Genomic DNA, 14,267 nt, shown 5'->3' on the forward strand with positions numbered 1-14,267 from the left:
GTCGCCACCAAATGCCGGATCTTCTTGATATCGGGGTGCATTTTGCTCATGACCCGAGCAAAACCGGTCCGAGTGTCCACGATGTCCTGAGACACACTGTCCACGATGTCTTGAGACAGAAACGTCCATTAAGTCATGAGACTCCACAGTCCTCCTGGCGCCGTTTTGGGGACCAAAAGTGATAGCGCAACGGCGGGTTAGCGGGGTTTAGGCGGCCGGCGCCGTTTTCTTCCCGCGTTGCCGCAGTACGACGGCGGCGGCCGTTCCCAGCAGGAACAGCGCCGTGGCGGCGCACACCGGGACCAGGAACGCCGTCGAATACCCGAAGTTCTGCGCCAGCTGTCCGGCGACGGACGATCCGAGTGCGTGTCCAGCGATAATGCCGCTGGCAAGGGCCGTCATGACCGTGCCGAGCTTGCCGGCGGGGGCGACTAGTCCTCCGACAGCGAAGACCGTCACCATGAGCGGCCCCACCGGCAGGCCCAGAACCAGCAGCACAAGGACCATGGGCAACGCCGTCGAGGGCAGCAGCAGCAGTGATGCGAAGCCGGCCATGAGGGCCGCGCACGCAATCCAGCGGGCGTTGAGGGTAAACCGCCGGGGCCAATAGGCAACCGAGAGGGCGGCCGCTGCGGAGCTCAGGCCCATCACGGCGTACAGCAACCCCATGAGTTCGGAGGTGGCGAAGCTGGCCGAGAAGGAACTCAGGGACGCCTGCGTGGAGCCAAAGAATGTGCCCATGCAGGCCATCGCCAGCACGGGGAGGGCAACGGCGGCGAAGGTCCGGACGCGTTGCGCGACCGGCATGGCGGCGCGGCGCTGCTTCTCGAGGGCCGACACCGCCGACGTGCGTGCCGGAGTCCGGACCACCGCATGGTGGGTGGGGTGCACGGCGAAGGCCGGAACCAGGGTGATGGTCAGGGCAGCGGCGAGGGCCAGCGGAAGCCAGGGCGCGATGAGGCTGGCAAGGATTCCCACGAGCGCCGGCCCGAGGACGAAGGTCAACTCGTCGGCAGTGCTTTCGTAGGAGAGGGCCGTGTCCAGATCCGTGGCGTCGGTTTTAGTCCCGCCCGGGGACGTCAGTGCCATCCAGCGGACCCGGGCCAGGGAGCCGACCTGCGGGCAGCTGACTCCGGCCACGAACGCAATCACAAGGACAGGAATGATGGTTCCGGGAGCTGATCCGCTGGGGATCAGGTAGGCCGCGATGATCAGGGCAACGACGGCCACAGCGTTGAGGATTGCGGTAAACAGCAACACGGGTCGCTGGCCCAGCCGATCCGCACTGGCGCCCAGGACGGGAGCGCCCAGCGCCGAGCCGATGCCGACGGCGCCGGCCACTGCCCCTCCGACCGCGTAAGAGCCGGTGACAGCAGTGGCTAAAGTCAGGGCGCCGACGGTGAGCATGGCCAGCGGCAGGCGGGCGAAGAGCCCCAGGGGGATGAAGCTGCGGCCGGCGAGCATCGGCAGCCGCGCGAAGCGGCCGCCCTTGGCCGGCGCAGCGGCCGGCAGGGCGTCGGTCGAAAGTGGGGCGGCCGGCAGAGCAGCGGCCGGCAGAGCGTCGGTCGAAAGTGGGGCGTCAAGAGTAGACGCCAAAGAAGACGGTGAAGGGTTCATGGTTTCCGGGTTCGATCAAGTAGTGCGCATCGTCCCTCCTCCCGATGCGCGCGACCCGGTAACAGACCAATGATACCTGATCCCGGAACGGCCGCCCGGGGACCMGGCCCCGGGCCGGGCCCCAGAGCGGCCCCGGAACGGGCTCAGGCCCTGGCCCCCGGGATGGGCTTAGACCCGGGTGTCGTCGCTGATGTGCAGGGTGGAGCCGCTGCGGCCCTTGACCACCTGGAGCTGGGTGCCGATGCGCTGCTTCATTTCGGCGACATGGCTCACGAGCCCCACCACCCTGCCGCCGTCGCGGAGGCCTTCGAGGGCGTCCATGACTTGTTCCAGCGCCTGTTCGTCGAGGCTGCCGAAGCCCTCGTCCACGAAGAGGGTCTCGATGTCGACTCCGCCGGACTCGTGCTGAACGACGTCCGCCAGTCCGAGGGCCAGCGCCAGTGAGGCCATGAAGGACTCGCCGCCGGAGAGGGTGGCGGTGTCCCGGCGCTGACCGGTCCACTCGTCCACGACTTCCAGGCCAAGGCCGGACTTCGCGCCGCGTGCTGCCTTGGCGTCGGTGTGCTGCAGCGTGTAGCGGCCATCGCTCATGCCGATCAGGCGTTCGGAGGCAGCGACGGCCACCTGCTCGAGCCGGGCGGCGAGGACGTAGCTGTTCAGGCTCATGCGGTAGGTGTTGTCTCCGCCGCCCTTGGCCGCGTCGGCGACGGCGGTGAGCATCGCGGCCCGGTCCCGCGGTTCCCTTCCGGCGGCGGCGAGGTCCGCGTAGTCAGCGGCGATGCGCCCGAGGGTCCGGAGCGAGTTTTCCGCCAGCCCGGCCGCAAGCACGGCTTCCCGGGCTTTGCGTTCAGCCGCCGCCGACCCGGTCCTGAGCTCGTCGAGGGCGGCGTCGCTGACGATGTCCCCGGCGGCCCGCTCGGCTGCTGCCAGTGCCAGGTCCTCGCCGGCGAACAGTTCCTGGATCCTGGCGGCTTCATCCTGTCCGGCCCGGATGGCCGTTTCGAGACTTGTTGCCACCGGCGTTGGCAGCAGTGCTTCCCGCGCCGCGGTCTCGGTGCTGAAACCGGCCCCGGGGAGGGCCTCTTCAAGGTGCCGGCGTGCCTCCGCGGTGCGGGCGGCGGCCTGTTCGTGGGCCGACTGTGCGGCGTCGGCGTGCTCCAGGACCGCTGTGGTTGCTGTCAGGGCGGCAATCCGCTGTTCGAGGCTCGCGTGGCCGGCGCGCAGCTGGTCCAGGGTGTGCTCGAGGGCCTGTGCCTGCTCGTCGATTTCGGCGATCGTCGATTGCGTCTGCGCGATGCCGGAGGCGGCGTCGGCCTGCGCCCGCTCTGCGTCGGCGATCGCCGCTTCGAGTTCTGCCATCCGGGCCCGGCTGGCAGCAAGGTCCGTGGCAGCGCGGACGGCGTCATCAGCCCGCTCCCGGGCCAAGGCAGCCTCCTCACGGGCTTCCCCGGCAGGTGTGTTGCCGCCCTGGGCGGCCAGGATGGCGACGTTCTGTTGGGCTTCGGCGAGCTCGCGCCCAAAGGCAGCGACGGCTTCTTCAGCCGTGTCGCTGGCCAGTTGCGCGGCTTTCTCGGCCTCGGCGACGGCCAGGGCGGAGGCTGCCGCGGGGGCGGGTGCCGGGTGCTCAGGGCTGCCGCAGACCGGACATGGAACTCCGGCCAGGAGCTGGGTGGCGAGCTCGGCGGCGGCGTTCGTGAGCCGTTGCTCGCGGAGGTCCAGCCACTGCTGCCTCCGGTCCTGGTGCGCGTTGCGGGCGGCGGCGTGCTGTTCGGCAATTGCCGTGCACTCGGCCTCGGCGGCCAGGAAGCGGCCAACGATGGTCACGAGTTCATCCGCTGCCGTGGCCTCCTTGGTGCGCAACTGGACTTCGGCGGCCAGCTCCTCGAGGGGACGGAGTCCGGCGGACAGGGCCGCCGACTCTGTGCGCCGGGTGTCCAGTGCGGCGGCACCGGCCAGCCGTCCGGTTTCCAGCTCCTGCAACTGCAGGCGCAGCCGGCTGCCGCGGCCGGTGAGCCCGAGGAACCGGGCTTCGTCGGGCAGGCGTTCGGTGAGCACGGCCTGCAGGGACCGCAGCCGGGCGAGAGTGCTGCGGACGGCCGAGCTGTCCAACGGGACGGCTTTGCCCGCCCGGACGGGGTCCGCGGGGTTGGCGGCGTCGTCGCCAGCGCCGTCGTCGCCTCGGGCGCCGGCGGCTAGGAAGTCCTGCCCGGCGAGCTCCGGGTCTGTGGCCGCCGCGGACCGCAGCTGCCGCGCGGCCTCCAGCAGGGCCGTTCCTGCCAGGTCCTCGGCTGCCGCGGCGCTTTCGACTGCCTGCAACTGGCCGCCGAGCATCTCGGCCTGGCGGTGCAGTCCCAGTGTGACGGCTTTGCCCGCCAGGACGGGGGCGGCGGCGGCGGCATGAATCCGCCGCTGTTCCGCGGCGGCAAGTTTGGCGTGGCGGTTGGCCCGCGCGTTCGCCGCCTCCAGCAGGGACGCATGATCGGCGGCCTGCTTCTCGGCTGCCGCGGCGTTGCTGCGGCGGCCCTCCGCTGCGGTTGCTGCGGCGTTCTCGAGCCAGGCCAACAGGGCATCCGGCTCGTCCCGGCCGGGGGCGTCGTCGGGGTCGAGTTCGAGCGCCGCAGTTTCGGACTCCGCCTGCGCCAGCAGCAGGTCCAGCTTCGCGTTGAGGTTGGCGACCTCGGCCTTGGCGGTCTGCGCCTGCCGGGACAGTTCCTGTTCCACAGCTTCAAAGCGCTGGGTGCCGAAAAGGCTCTGCAGCAACTCCAGACGGTCCGACGCCTTGGAGCGCAGGAACGCCGCGAAGTCCCCCTGCGGCAACATGACCACGCGCGTGAACTGGTCCCGGTTCATGCCCAGGACGTCGGCGATCTCCGCTCCGGCCTCATCATTCCGGCCGGTTTTCTCCACCCAAGCGCCGTCGATGCGTTCGCGCAGCAGCGTGTTGGCCTGCTGGACCGTGAAGCCGTTCCTGCCCCGGGCACTGGGCTTGTCCCACGCGGGCGAGCGGGAGACTTCGAAGTGCCGGCCCTTGGCCGAGAATTCGCAGGTGACGCGCGGCTCGGCGGCGGCCTCCGCGTGGTCGCTGCGCAGCCGCTTGCCGTCCTGCCGGACCCCGGGAACCGATCCGTAGAGGGCGAAACAGATGGCGTCCAGCACGCTGGTCTTGCCCGCGCCGGTGGCGCCGTTCAGCAGGAACAGCCCGTGTGCGCTCAGGCGGTCGAAGTCGATCCGTTCCGTGCCGGCAAACGGGCCGAAGGCGGAAATCTCCAGGCGATGGATCCTCACAGGGACACCCCTTCCAGGCGCACGGCGTCGAGCGCCTCGGCGAGAACGGCGGCCTCGGCGTCGGATGCGGGCCGGCCCCGGACGTGGTCGAGGAATCCGCAGCAGACGGAGAGGTCGTCCTCGGCCTCGGCAAGCCGGCTGCTGTAGCTGGCTTTGGGCGCCGCGCCGGGGCCATCGGGGTCGAAGCCGAGCACCAGGGTGTCGGGGAACCGTGCCCGCAGGCGGTCCATCGCCTGAGCCGGGCGGGCCTCGTCCGTCAGGGTGATCTGGCAATAGGCGGCCTCGGCCCACGCGAAGTCCTCCGACTCCAGGAGCTCATCCAGCTTCCCCCGGAGCACGGCGAGGGTCCGGGGCGCGTCCCAGAGCACCTCGCGCACGCCGCCGATTCCCTCGGCGTCGACCTCCACGAGCCAGCCGCCTTTCCGGTGCTTCGCTTCCGAGAAGGAGTACGCCAGCGGCGAGCCGGAGTAGCGCACCGCCGGGGAGAGCTCCTGCCGGCCGTGCAGGTGGCCCAGTGCCGTGTAGCCAAAGCCGTCGAAGAGATCCAGCGGGACTGCGCCGACGCCGCCGATACTCAGATCCCGTTCGCTGTCGGAGCTGATGCCGCCGCTGGCGAAGGTGTGCGCCAGGACCACCGAATGGACGGTCCGGGTCTGGCTCCGGTGCCGCACGTCGGCACGGATCCGTTCGGTGGCGGCGCGGGTGACCTCGAAGTGGCTCGCGGTCTCGACGCCCAGCTGCTCGGCGACCAGCCGGGGCTCCAGCCAGGGGATCCCGTAAATGGCGAGCACCGGCGCTGCCTCGTTCCCGGCATCGTCCCCGGCATCGCCCCCGAGCGGAAAGAGCACGGGAACATCCAGTTCGTTCAGCCGTGTTCGCAAATGCACTCCCCCGCGCTCAAGCAGCCGCGAGGCAAACCCGAGCCTGATGGCTGAGTCGTGGTTGCCGCTGGTCAGCACAACTTCGGCGCCGGCCCCGGTGAGGCGCACCAGGGCGTCATCCAGCAGGCCGACGACGTCGACTCCCGGCAGAGCGCGGTCATAGACGTCCCCGGCGATGAGGACGACGTCGACGCTCTCTTCCCGGACAAAGGCCACGAGCTGGTCGATGAAGGCGCGCTGGGCATCCAGCATGCCGACGCCGTGGAAGGACCGGCCCAAGTGCCAGTCGGAGGTGTGCAATAACCGCATATTCCTACGGTATCGGCTGCCACCGACACTCTTGCGCCACCACCCCGGGGGTGTGACGGAGGTTAAAAGTAGTCAGCAGGGGCTACTTCCCACCCTTGCGGTCGAAGAAGCTGCGGGCCTCGTCGTTGCCGGCGGGGGCGGCCGAAGCAGAAGCGGTGGTGGCGGTGACGCTGGTCAGCTCAGCGTCACCGAAGCCGGCGCCATCCACATCGGCGTCCGTGAGCTTTCCGTCGGTCTGGGCAGTGACCGCACCAGTGGCCTGGTCAGTGGCCTGATCAGTGGCCCGGGCCGCCTGGACACTGGCCTGGACGAAGCCGCGGAAAACCAGCCCGGCGATGGCCGCACCGACCACCGGTGCCACCCAGAACAGCCACAGCTGCCCGAGTGCATCCGGGCCGCTGAAGATGGCCGACGCCGTTGCCCGGGCCGGGTTGAACGGCACATTGCCGAGGGCCTGGCCCAACTGCAGGAGCATCGCCGTCGTCAGGCCGACCGCGAAGGGCGCAGCCGCCCTGGCCGGATTCCTGTGGGCTGTTGTGGCAAGGAATATCGCCACGAGCAGGGCCGTGCCGAGGACCTCCACGAGCAGGACGCCGGCCATGGGCACCTGGATGATCGAGTGCTCACCGAATCCGGCGGCCACCGTGGCGAACGCGGCCTGGGAGTCGTCGATGGTCGGCACGGTGCGCAGGACGCCGAACAGGGCGACGGCCCCGAGCATGGCGCCCACAAGCTGCGCGCCGATGTAGGCGGCGGCGTCGGCAAGCCGGATCCGGCCGGCGATGGCGTTGCCCACGGTGACGGCGGGGTTAAAGTGGCCGCCGGAGACGTAACCCACGGCCAGCATCGCCGCCGTCAGGGCGAGGCCGGCAGCCAGGGCGGCGGGCAGCGGGCTCGACTGCGGGATGGTGAAGAGCGGCACGCCCAGGCCTGCAACCACGACGACCAAGGTCCCCAAGGCCTCGGCGGACAGCCGGGCCACGAGCCTGGGCGGGGGCGTGACATCGCTGGCGGCCGGTGGCTGGACGCCAACGGTCTCGGGGGCTGGCACAAGCAGGGTCATGGTCAGGATTCCTTTGCTGGCGGCGCGCCCAGGGCTGCAGTTGCGGCGTCGCTGGACCGCCGCCGGGTTCGTGGTCCGGGTGCGGCCTCGGCCGCCTGGAGAATGGGTCCGCCAGCAGTCTGCCAGCGCAGTCTGGATGTTGGCTGGACTCCGGCTGGGTGCCCGTTCCGGCCCTCGGCTCAGCGCCCCAGTTCAGTGCCTCGGCTCAGCCCCAGTTCAGTGCCCAGCTCAGTGCCCCGGCTCAGTGCCCCAGGGCCACCGCGGCCACGGCGCTGGCAGCCAGGACCACGACGGCGGCGGCGGCCCAGCGCAGCAGCGGCGCCGGCGGCGCAGCGTTGGACCGCCGGAGCTCCCGCCCGCGGACCAGCACGCACACGCCCAGGACCAGCGTCGCGGCCATGGCGGCCAGGGCGCAGAGACCAAGGAAATCAATAGGACCCGCAGCCCCGCCCCGGGACCCTGCGAGCGCCCAGCTGCGCCAGACCAACAGGTCCGCCACGATCAGGGCCAGCAGTGTCCGGCGCCAGGCCAGGGACGTCCGCTCGGGCTGCAGCCCGGGGTCCCGGACTGCATCTGGTCTCACCGCGCCACCAGGATGAGGACCGCGAACACCAGTGCCGCAGCCGCGACGCCGATGGTCATCACCAGCATCACCCCGGAGAACGGCAGCTCCCTGTTGTTCCGCATGGCGGCCTCCATGAGCCCCCACCGGCGGTAGGACAGGGCGGCCAGGCCCGCGCCCAGGAACGCGAGAATGACGCACAACACGATCCGCACGGGTCCGGGCGCGATCTCCGGGGCCAGCTGGTCGATCGCAAGGGCTCCGGCAATGAGGGCCAGGGACGTGCGGATCCAGGCCAGGAACGTCCGCTCGTTGGCCAGGGAGAACCTGTAGTCGGGGGTGGTCCCGGTCTTCCGCCACGCTGGTTCGCGCATTCGTTTCCTCCGCTGCCCGGCGATGCGGCGCCGGCGGTTGCCTCGTCTGACCGCTGGACGGGTCCTACCAGCACCCTACCGGCCTTCCGCATCCGCCGCCCGCCCAGCATCAAGTCACCGGCGCCGAGTCCCCCGGGGGGGCGGCATTGCGGAGTGCGGTGCAGCGCCGGGTAAATTTGAGGGCATGAGCACCGAGCCCGGGACCAGCCCCGCACCCGCCCCAACACCCGGCCAGCCACACTCCCCTGCCCACGGCTCGCGCATCCACGGCTGCCTGCTGGGCGGCGCGCTCGGAGATTCGCTGGGCTACGCCGTCGAGTTCGACAGCATTTCCGCCATCCGCGCCCGGTTCGGCCCAGCGGGCCTGCAGGATTTTTCCGCGCTCGACGCCGGCAGCCCGTTTTCGGACGACACGCAAATGACGCTGTACACCGCTGACGGCCTCCTCGAAGCACTGGAGTGGGCCAACGACGGCGTGGCGGCGGACATCAACGCATGCCTGTGGCTCGCGTACCTGCGCTGGCTGGGCACCCAGGGCGTTGCCGTGCCGGCGGCCGCCCCGTTCCAGCCGCCGCGCTGGATCGATGCCCAGGATGTCCTGAAGAGCCGGCGTTCGCCAGGCAACGCGTGCCTGAGCGGGCTTGCCACGGGTGAGATGGGCACCGTGAAGCGGCCGGTCAATCCGGATTCGAAGGGCTGCGGCACCGTGATGCGGTCGGCGCCGTTCGGCCTGATCCCCCATCTCGAAGCGGAAACGGTCTATAAGCTCAGTGCCGACGCCGCGTCCCTGACCCACGGGCACCCGGCGGCACGGCAGAGCGCCGGAGTTTTCAGCCTGCTCATCCACGCCCTGTCCTCCGGCCACGGGCTGCGCGAGGCGGCGGAAACGGCCCTCGGGCAGCTGCTCGGCGGCGTCCTGCGCAGGGGCGAAAATCCGGATCCGGATGTGGTGGCGCGGCTGGAGGCGGCCCTGCGGTTGGCCGGAGACGTGCCCGGCGGCGGAGACGTGCTCAGCCCCGAGGACCTGGTGGGCGAACTCGGCGAGGGGTGGGTGGCCGAGGAAGCCCTCGCCGTCGCCCTCTACGCCGTGCTGGCCACCGCCCCGGGAACCGGGACAGGGACGGCGGACGCCGTCCGTGCCGGGGCCGACCCCGCCCAGGCCCATTTCCGTTCCGCAATCGCGGTGGCGGTGAACCACAGCGGGGACAGCGACTCGACGGCGTCGATCGCCGGGAACATCCTGGGCGCGTTCTACGGCGAGCGGTGCCTGCCGGCAGACTGGCTGGCGGCGCTTCAGGCGCCGGAGGTCATCCGGGGCATGGCCTCGAAGCTGGCCACCGTCACCGGCGCATAGCTTCGGCGGGCAACTGTCAGCCGGGCTCCTGTGTGCCAGGCGTCGGGTCTTCGGCATTCGCGCACCGCAGCCCGCCGCGCTCGGAGGCCCCACTCCCGGCTTGTCCGCGGGACATGCCCCGTTCCACGCCGCTGCGATGGACATGTCCTTCCCCGGCTGCCGCATCCTCAGGACATGCCCAGTCGTGGCCCACTGCCGTGAACATGTCCATCGGCCATTGCCGCGTAACGAGGACATGCCCAGTCGCCCTCGCTGCGAAGGACATGTCCATCCCCGGCCGCGGCGTCCTCAGGACATGCCCATCTCCGGCCGCGGGGACTGGACATATTGCCACTATGTCCACCCGTCAGATCCTCCGAAGGACATGACCGTCCCTCCCTGCAGCGCACCCATGGACATGTCCGTCACCGGCGCACCGCTTAGGCGGAACCCAGGCGCTCCGGACCCAGGCGCTCCGGACCCACGCTCTCCGGACTTAGGCGCCGCAGATCCTAGGCGCCGCGGAGCGAGATGTTGTTGCAGGCTTCGCAGACGTCGGCGGGGATGAGCCCGCGGCGCTGCAGGAAGCCGAAAATGGTGCAGCCGAGGCAGAACCCGGCGAACGCTTCAAGGGACGCGGCGGCTATCAGCACGGCGAGCAGCACCCACGCCGCGGGCGCGAGGCCGGCAGCCAGCAGCACCGCAGCCGCCGTCGACACGGCGGCGCCGATGCCTTGGGCGAACCGCTTGGGCGGACCGGGAACGAGACGGGTCCGCCCGAGCCGGGGCGTCAGGACCTTGACCGAGAGCTGGGCCAGGGGCGAGATCCGGGGGCCAAACAGCACGCGCAGCCAGAACCCGGCCGCGATGACGGCGAGCCCCCAGCCGAAACCGGTCAGCAGGGTCACGGTGGACAGCGCCACCACCAGGGCCGCGGTGATGCGGGCGGCGTACTCGTTCACCGGGTTCGGAAACGCGAACACCCGCCGCCAGTCGATGCCGCGCGTCGACGGCGCTGAGTCCGACGGCGCTGAGTCCAACGGCGTTGACGCAGCCGGCGCTGTGGAGGCCTGTGCATCCGTGGGTTTGCTCATCCGCCAAGGCTATGGGCGGGCGCGCCGTGGGGGGAATGATTGTTGCGCCGTGTGACTGCCGCTTCAGGCAGCACCAGGGTCAGGCAGGTGCGGCGGCAAGGTGTCCGCCGACCATCTGCAGGAATTCGCCCTCGGACAGGACCTCGATGCGTTGCCCGCGCTCGTGCAGTTCCAGGACGCGGCGCGCCTTGCCGGTCAGCCGGCCGGAGCGCAGGTCCGCGGCCACAAACCCGTCGCCCACCACTAGGACGGTGGTACGGGCTGTGACCCGACTTTCAGGCCTGGCGCCAAGCTCTGCGGAACGGGCCTTGGCTTCGGGGCGGGGAATTGCCAGTTCGCCGGTGAACACAACGGTCTGGCCGAACAGCGGGTGGTCGGGGCTGGCGGCGGCGTTGGGGGCCGGGTTGGGGCCTTCCTCCGGCCACCCGGCCACGAACCGGCGGCCCGGGGGCGAACCGGCGGTTCCCCCCGCGAGCGCCTCCATTGCGGCCAGGGTGGCCTTGGACAGCGGGTCGCGCCGGGGGTCGAACGCCGGCTGGTGCGATACCGCCAGGCCGAGGGACAGGTAGAGCTCCGCGATGCTTGCTGCCCCGTTGCGGGCGGCGATGTCGATCAGGATGCCGGCACAGGCGCGGGCGTCCTCGGCGGCATCGTGGTGGTTGAGCAGCGGGACGCCGGCCTCCTCGGCGGCGTAGGGCAGCGAATTGGACACCAGGGAGTAGCAGCGCCGGGACAACATCACCGTGCAGACGTAGTCGTAGGCGGGTCCGGACAGCCCGGACACTTCCAGGCCGGAGCGGATCACGCCGAGATCGAAGGCTGCATTGTGCGCCGCCAGCACGTCGCCGCCAATGAACGCGCCGATCTCCGGGAACAGCTCCCCGAACCGGGGCAGTCCCGCCACCTGGTCCGGCCTGATGCCGTGGATCCGCACGTTGTGGTGGTCGAAGGTGTCATGGTTTTCCGGCGGCCGCATGAGCCAGGAGGCTTCCTCGACGACGACGCCGCCCCGGACCTTGCTCAGGCCGACAGCGCACGGCGAACCGCGAAAGCCGTTCGCAGTCTCAAAGTCGATCGCCGTAAAGTCCAAAGTCACGGCCCAACTTTACCGTCCGCGGGCGGCACCCCCGCACCGGACCGGCCCTCCGGGGCCGGCCGGCGGCCGTCAAGTACCCTTAACGGGTGAACGTACTAGCAATGAGCGACCTCGCCGTGTCCGCCCTTGGCGGCGCCGGCCCCGTCCAGCCGCAGATGGCCTCCTTCCTGCCCGACTGGCTCAACCCGCAGGTTTTCCTGGCGAATCCCGCGTTCGCGCCGTGGGTGGTCCTGCTGATCTGCGGCATCATCTTTGCCGAGACCGGGCTGCTGATCGGCTTCTTCCTGCCCGGCGACTCCATGCTGTTCACGGCCGGTCTGCTCGTGGCCACCGGCACCATCCAGGTCAACATCTGGGTCCTGACCGCGCTCATCATCGTCGCCGCGATCATCGGCAACCAGGTGGGCTACCTGATCGGGTCCAAGGCCGGACCTGCCCTGTTCAACAAGCCCGATTCCAAGCTGTTCAAGCGTGAAAACGTGGAAAGCGCGCATGCGTTCTTCGAAAAGCACGGCGGCAAGGCCCTGATTCTGGCGCGGTTCGTTCCGATCATCCGCACCTTCGTCCCGGTGATCGTGGGCGTCGCGCAGATGAGCAAGCGAAAGTTCTTCACCTACAACGTGATCGGCGCGGTGCTGTGGGGCGGCGGCGTCACGCTCCTGGGCTACCTGCTCGGGGACAAGGTCCCGTGGGTCAAGGACAACCTGGACATCATCTTCATCGCCATCGTGCTGGTCTCCGTAATCCCGATCGGCATCGAGGTGGTCCGCGGCATGATCGCCAAACGCCAGGCTGAGAAGTACGGCACCGGCGTCGTGGACGAATTTATCGAGGAGCACGAGCCGGAAGAAGAGCGCCGGACCCCGTAGCGCACTGCAGCAGTTAACCAAGGAAGGCGCCCCMCCGTGTGGGGCGCCTTCCTTCGTCCTGCCCGGCCTGGCCGGTGTGTCCGCCTGGCCGGCGTGGGCCGGCTACTTCCCGGCCAGGGCCTCGACGATGGCCGGCAGGAGCGCCCGGAACGCATGGCCCCGGTGGCTGATGGCGTTCTTTTCCTCTGCGCTGAGCTCAGCGCAGCTGCGGTCCAGTCCGCTCGGCTGCAGGACGGGGTCATAGCCAAAGCCGCCCTCCCCGCGCGGCTCCCGCAGGAGTGTCCCTTCCAGCTGCCCGTATTCCACGACTTCCCGGCCGCCGTCGGGCGAGGACCCGGGCACCGCCAGCGCCGCCGCGCAGACGAACGCGGCCCCGCGGTACTCCTCCGGCACGTCGGCCAGCTGGGCGAGCAACAGCTGCAGGTTCGCGGCGTCGTCGCCGTGCCGGCCGGACCACCGGGCCGAGAAAATCCCGGGCGCGCCGCCGAGGACGTCCACGGCAAGTCCGGAGTCGTCGGCGATCGCCACAAGGCCCGTGGCCTGTGCCACCGCCCGGGCCTTGAGCAGCGAGTTTTCGGCGAAGGTCACGCCGGTCTCGGCGACGTCGGGGGCGCCGACGGCACCGGCGTCCACCACCTGCGTGTCGACGTCGAGCCCGGGAACCTGGCCGCGCAGCAGCTCACGGAGTTCCCGGAGCTTGCCTTGGTTGTGCGTGGCGAGGACGAGCCGCGGGCCCGGGCTATCGGCTTCCGGCCGGCCTGCGAGGGGCGCCTCCGTCACGGGGCCTCCGCCAGGGTGTCGCGCTGGATCGCGGCGAGCTGCTCCGTGCCCAGCAGCGCCAGGTCCAGCAGCTTGTTCAGCTCGTCGCGGTCAAAGGGTGCGCCCTCGGCGGTTCCCTGGACTTCCACGAACTTTCCGGAGCCGGTCACCACGACGTTCATGTCGGTCTCGGCGCGCACGTCTTCGACGTAGGGCAGGTCAAGCATCGGGACGCCGTCGATGATGCCGACGGACACCGCGGCGATCGTATCGATCAGGGGCTGGGCGTTGCGGGCGATCATCTTCTTCTCGCGGGCGAACCGGATGGCATCGGCCAGCGCCACATAGGCGCCGGTGATCGCCGCGGTGCGCGTGCCGCCGTCGGCCTGCAGGACATCGCAGTCCAGCACGATCGTGATCTCGCCGAGGGCCTTGGTGTCGATGATGGAGCGCAGCGAGCGGCCGATCAGCCGGGAGATCTCGTGGGTGCGGCCGCCGATTTTGCCCTTGACCGACTCCCGGTCGGACCGGGTGTTCGTGGCCCGGGGCAGCATGGCGTACTCGGCCGTGACCCAGCCGCGACCCTCGCCCTTGAGCCAGCGCGGCACGCCTTCGGTCAGGGAGGCCGTGCACAGGACCCGGGTGTTGCCGAACTCGATCAGGGCCGACCCCTCGGCCTGCTTGGACCAGCCGCGCGTGATGCTGATCGGGCGCAGCTGGTCGGGGGTACGGCCGTCGGCGCGGATGACGGGGACACTGGGAGCTTGGGAAGTCATGCCTTTAGCTTATCGACTCACCCGGTCCCGCCCGCGCCGACGGCCAGCGCCAGCACGAAGGGCCGGCGCGCAGGACCGGCGCCGGGTCCAACCTGCCCGGGCAGTACAGCTGATATGAGTTGAGTCTGTCCTTCACAAACACCTCCGGAGATGCCAGGACGGGATGTATCAGATTCCCTTGAGGACCCGGGGCTGATCCGCGGGATCCTCCCGACGCCTTCGGAGGTGTTTGTTATGTCTGTTCAGGCC

At 70.2% G+C, this 14,267-nt stretch carries 12 protein-coding genes; 2 read left to right on the forward strand and 10 right to left on the reverse strand.

The annotated features are described in order from the left end of the window. Positions 1-207: 207 nt before the first annotated feature. The 6 genes from AC1DXI_RS20445 to AC1DXI_RS20470 form a co-directional block, all read right to left on the reverse strand. Positions 208-1,617: an MFS transporter gene (locus tag AC1DXI_RS20445; protein ID WP_476940105.1), complete on the reverse strand. Its 1,410-nt coding sequence runs from the start codon at positions 1,615-1,617 to the stop codon at positions 208-210. A 168-nt stretch (positions 1,618-1,785) separates the two neighbouring features. Next, a complete protein-coding gene (locus AC1DXI_RS20450) occupies positions 1,786-4,902 on the reverse strand; it encodes an AAA family ATPase (RefSeq protein ID WP_476940106.1) in 3,117 nt (1,038 codons plus the stop codon). Further along, positions 4,899-6,092 carry an exonuclease SbcCD subunit D gene (locus AC1DXI_RS20455; RefSeq protein WP_476940107.1) on the reverse strand — a complete coding sequence of 398 codons (1,194 nt, stop codon included), beginning with the start codon at positions 6,090-6,092 and terminating at the stop codon, positions 4,899-4,901. Before AC1DXI_RS20455 ends, AC1DXI_RS20450 begins: the two co-directional genes overlap by 4 nt. A gap of 82 nt (positions 6,093-6,174) precedes the next feature. Then, entirely contained in the window at positions 6,175-7,155 is a 981-nt protein-coding gene (locus tag AC1DXI_RS20460; RefSeq protein ID WP_476940108.1) for an MIP/aquaporin family protein, read from the reverse strand. Positions 7,156-7,396: 241 nt separating this feature from the next. Then, positions 7,397-7,738 (reverse strand): DUF202 domain-containing protein, encoded by a 342-nt coding sequence (locus AC1DXI_RS20465; RefSeq protein WP_370122924.1) that lies wholly within the window; start codon positions 7,736-7,738, stop codon positions 7,397-7,399. Further along, entirely contained in the window at positions 7,735-8,091 is a 357-nt protein-coding gene (locus AC1DXI_RS20470) for a YidH family protein (RefSeq protein WP_476940109.1), read from the reverse strand. The genes AC1DXI_RS20465 and AC1DXI_RS20470 overlap by 4 nt, the downstream gene beginning before the upstream one ends. A 184-nt stretch (positions 8,092-8,275) precedes the next feature. On the opposite strand from AC1DXI_RS20470, the gene AC1DXI_RS20475 reads away from it, so the two are divergent. Then, the gene (locus tag AC1DXI_RS20475; protein ID WP_476940110.1) at positions 8,276-9,445 is read left to right on the forward strand and encodes an ADP-ribosylglycohydrolase family protein; all 1,170 of its coding nucleotides are present in this window, start codon (positions 8,276-8,278) and stop codon (positions 9,443-9,445) included. A gap of 491 nt (positions 9,446-9,936) precedes the next feature. On the opposite strand, the gene AC1DXI_RS20480 is transcribed toward AC1DXI_RS20475, so the two are convergent. Beyond that, positions 9,937-10,518: a DUF4395 domain-containing protein gene (locus AC1DXI_RS20480; RefSeq protein WP_476940111.1), complete on the reverse strand. Its 582-nt coding sequence runs from the start codon at positions 10,516-10,518 to the stop codon at positions 9,937-9,939. A 79-nt stretch (positions 10,519-10,597) separates the two neighbouring features. Beyond that, entirely contained in the window at positions 10,598-11,614 is a 1,017-nt protein-coding gene (locus AC1DXI_RS20485; protein ID WP_476940112.1) for a 3'-5' exonuclease, read from the reverse strand. A 101-nt stretch (positions 11,615-11,715) separates the two neighbouring features. Between AC1DXI_RS20485 and AC1DXI_RS20490 the strand changes: the two genes are divergently transcribed. Then, positions 11,716-12,483: a VTT domain-containing protein gene (locus AC1DXI_RS20490; protein WP_018775736.1), complete on the forward strand. Its 768-nt coding sequence runs from the start codon at positions 11,716-11,718 to the stop codon at positions 12,481-12,483. 102 nt (positions 12,484-12,585) lie between these two features. Here the strand turns inward: AC1DXI_RS20490 and rdgB are convergent, their stop codons facing one another. Further along, positions 12,586-13,263 carry an RdgB/HAM1 family non-canonical purine NTP pyrophosphatase gene (rdgB, locus tag AC1DXI_RS20495; protein WP_476940113.1) on the reverse strand — a complete coding sequence of 226 codons (678 nt, stop codon included), beginning with the start codon at positions 13,261-13,263 and terminating at the stop codon, positions 12,586-12,588. Then, a complete protein-coding gene (gene rph, locus AC1DXI_RS20500; protein WP_028276043.1) occupies positions 13,260-14,018 on the reverse strand; it encodes a ribonuclease PH in 759 nt (252 codons plus the stop codon). Before rph ends, rdgB begins: the two co-directional genes overlap by 4 nt. Positions 14,019-14,267: the final 249 nt, after the last annotated feature.

The sequence above is a fragment of the Arthrobacter sp. P1_H7 genome (genome assembly GCF_056405215.1).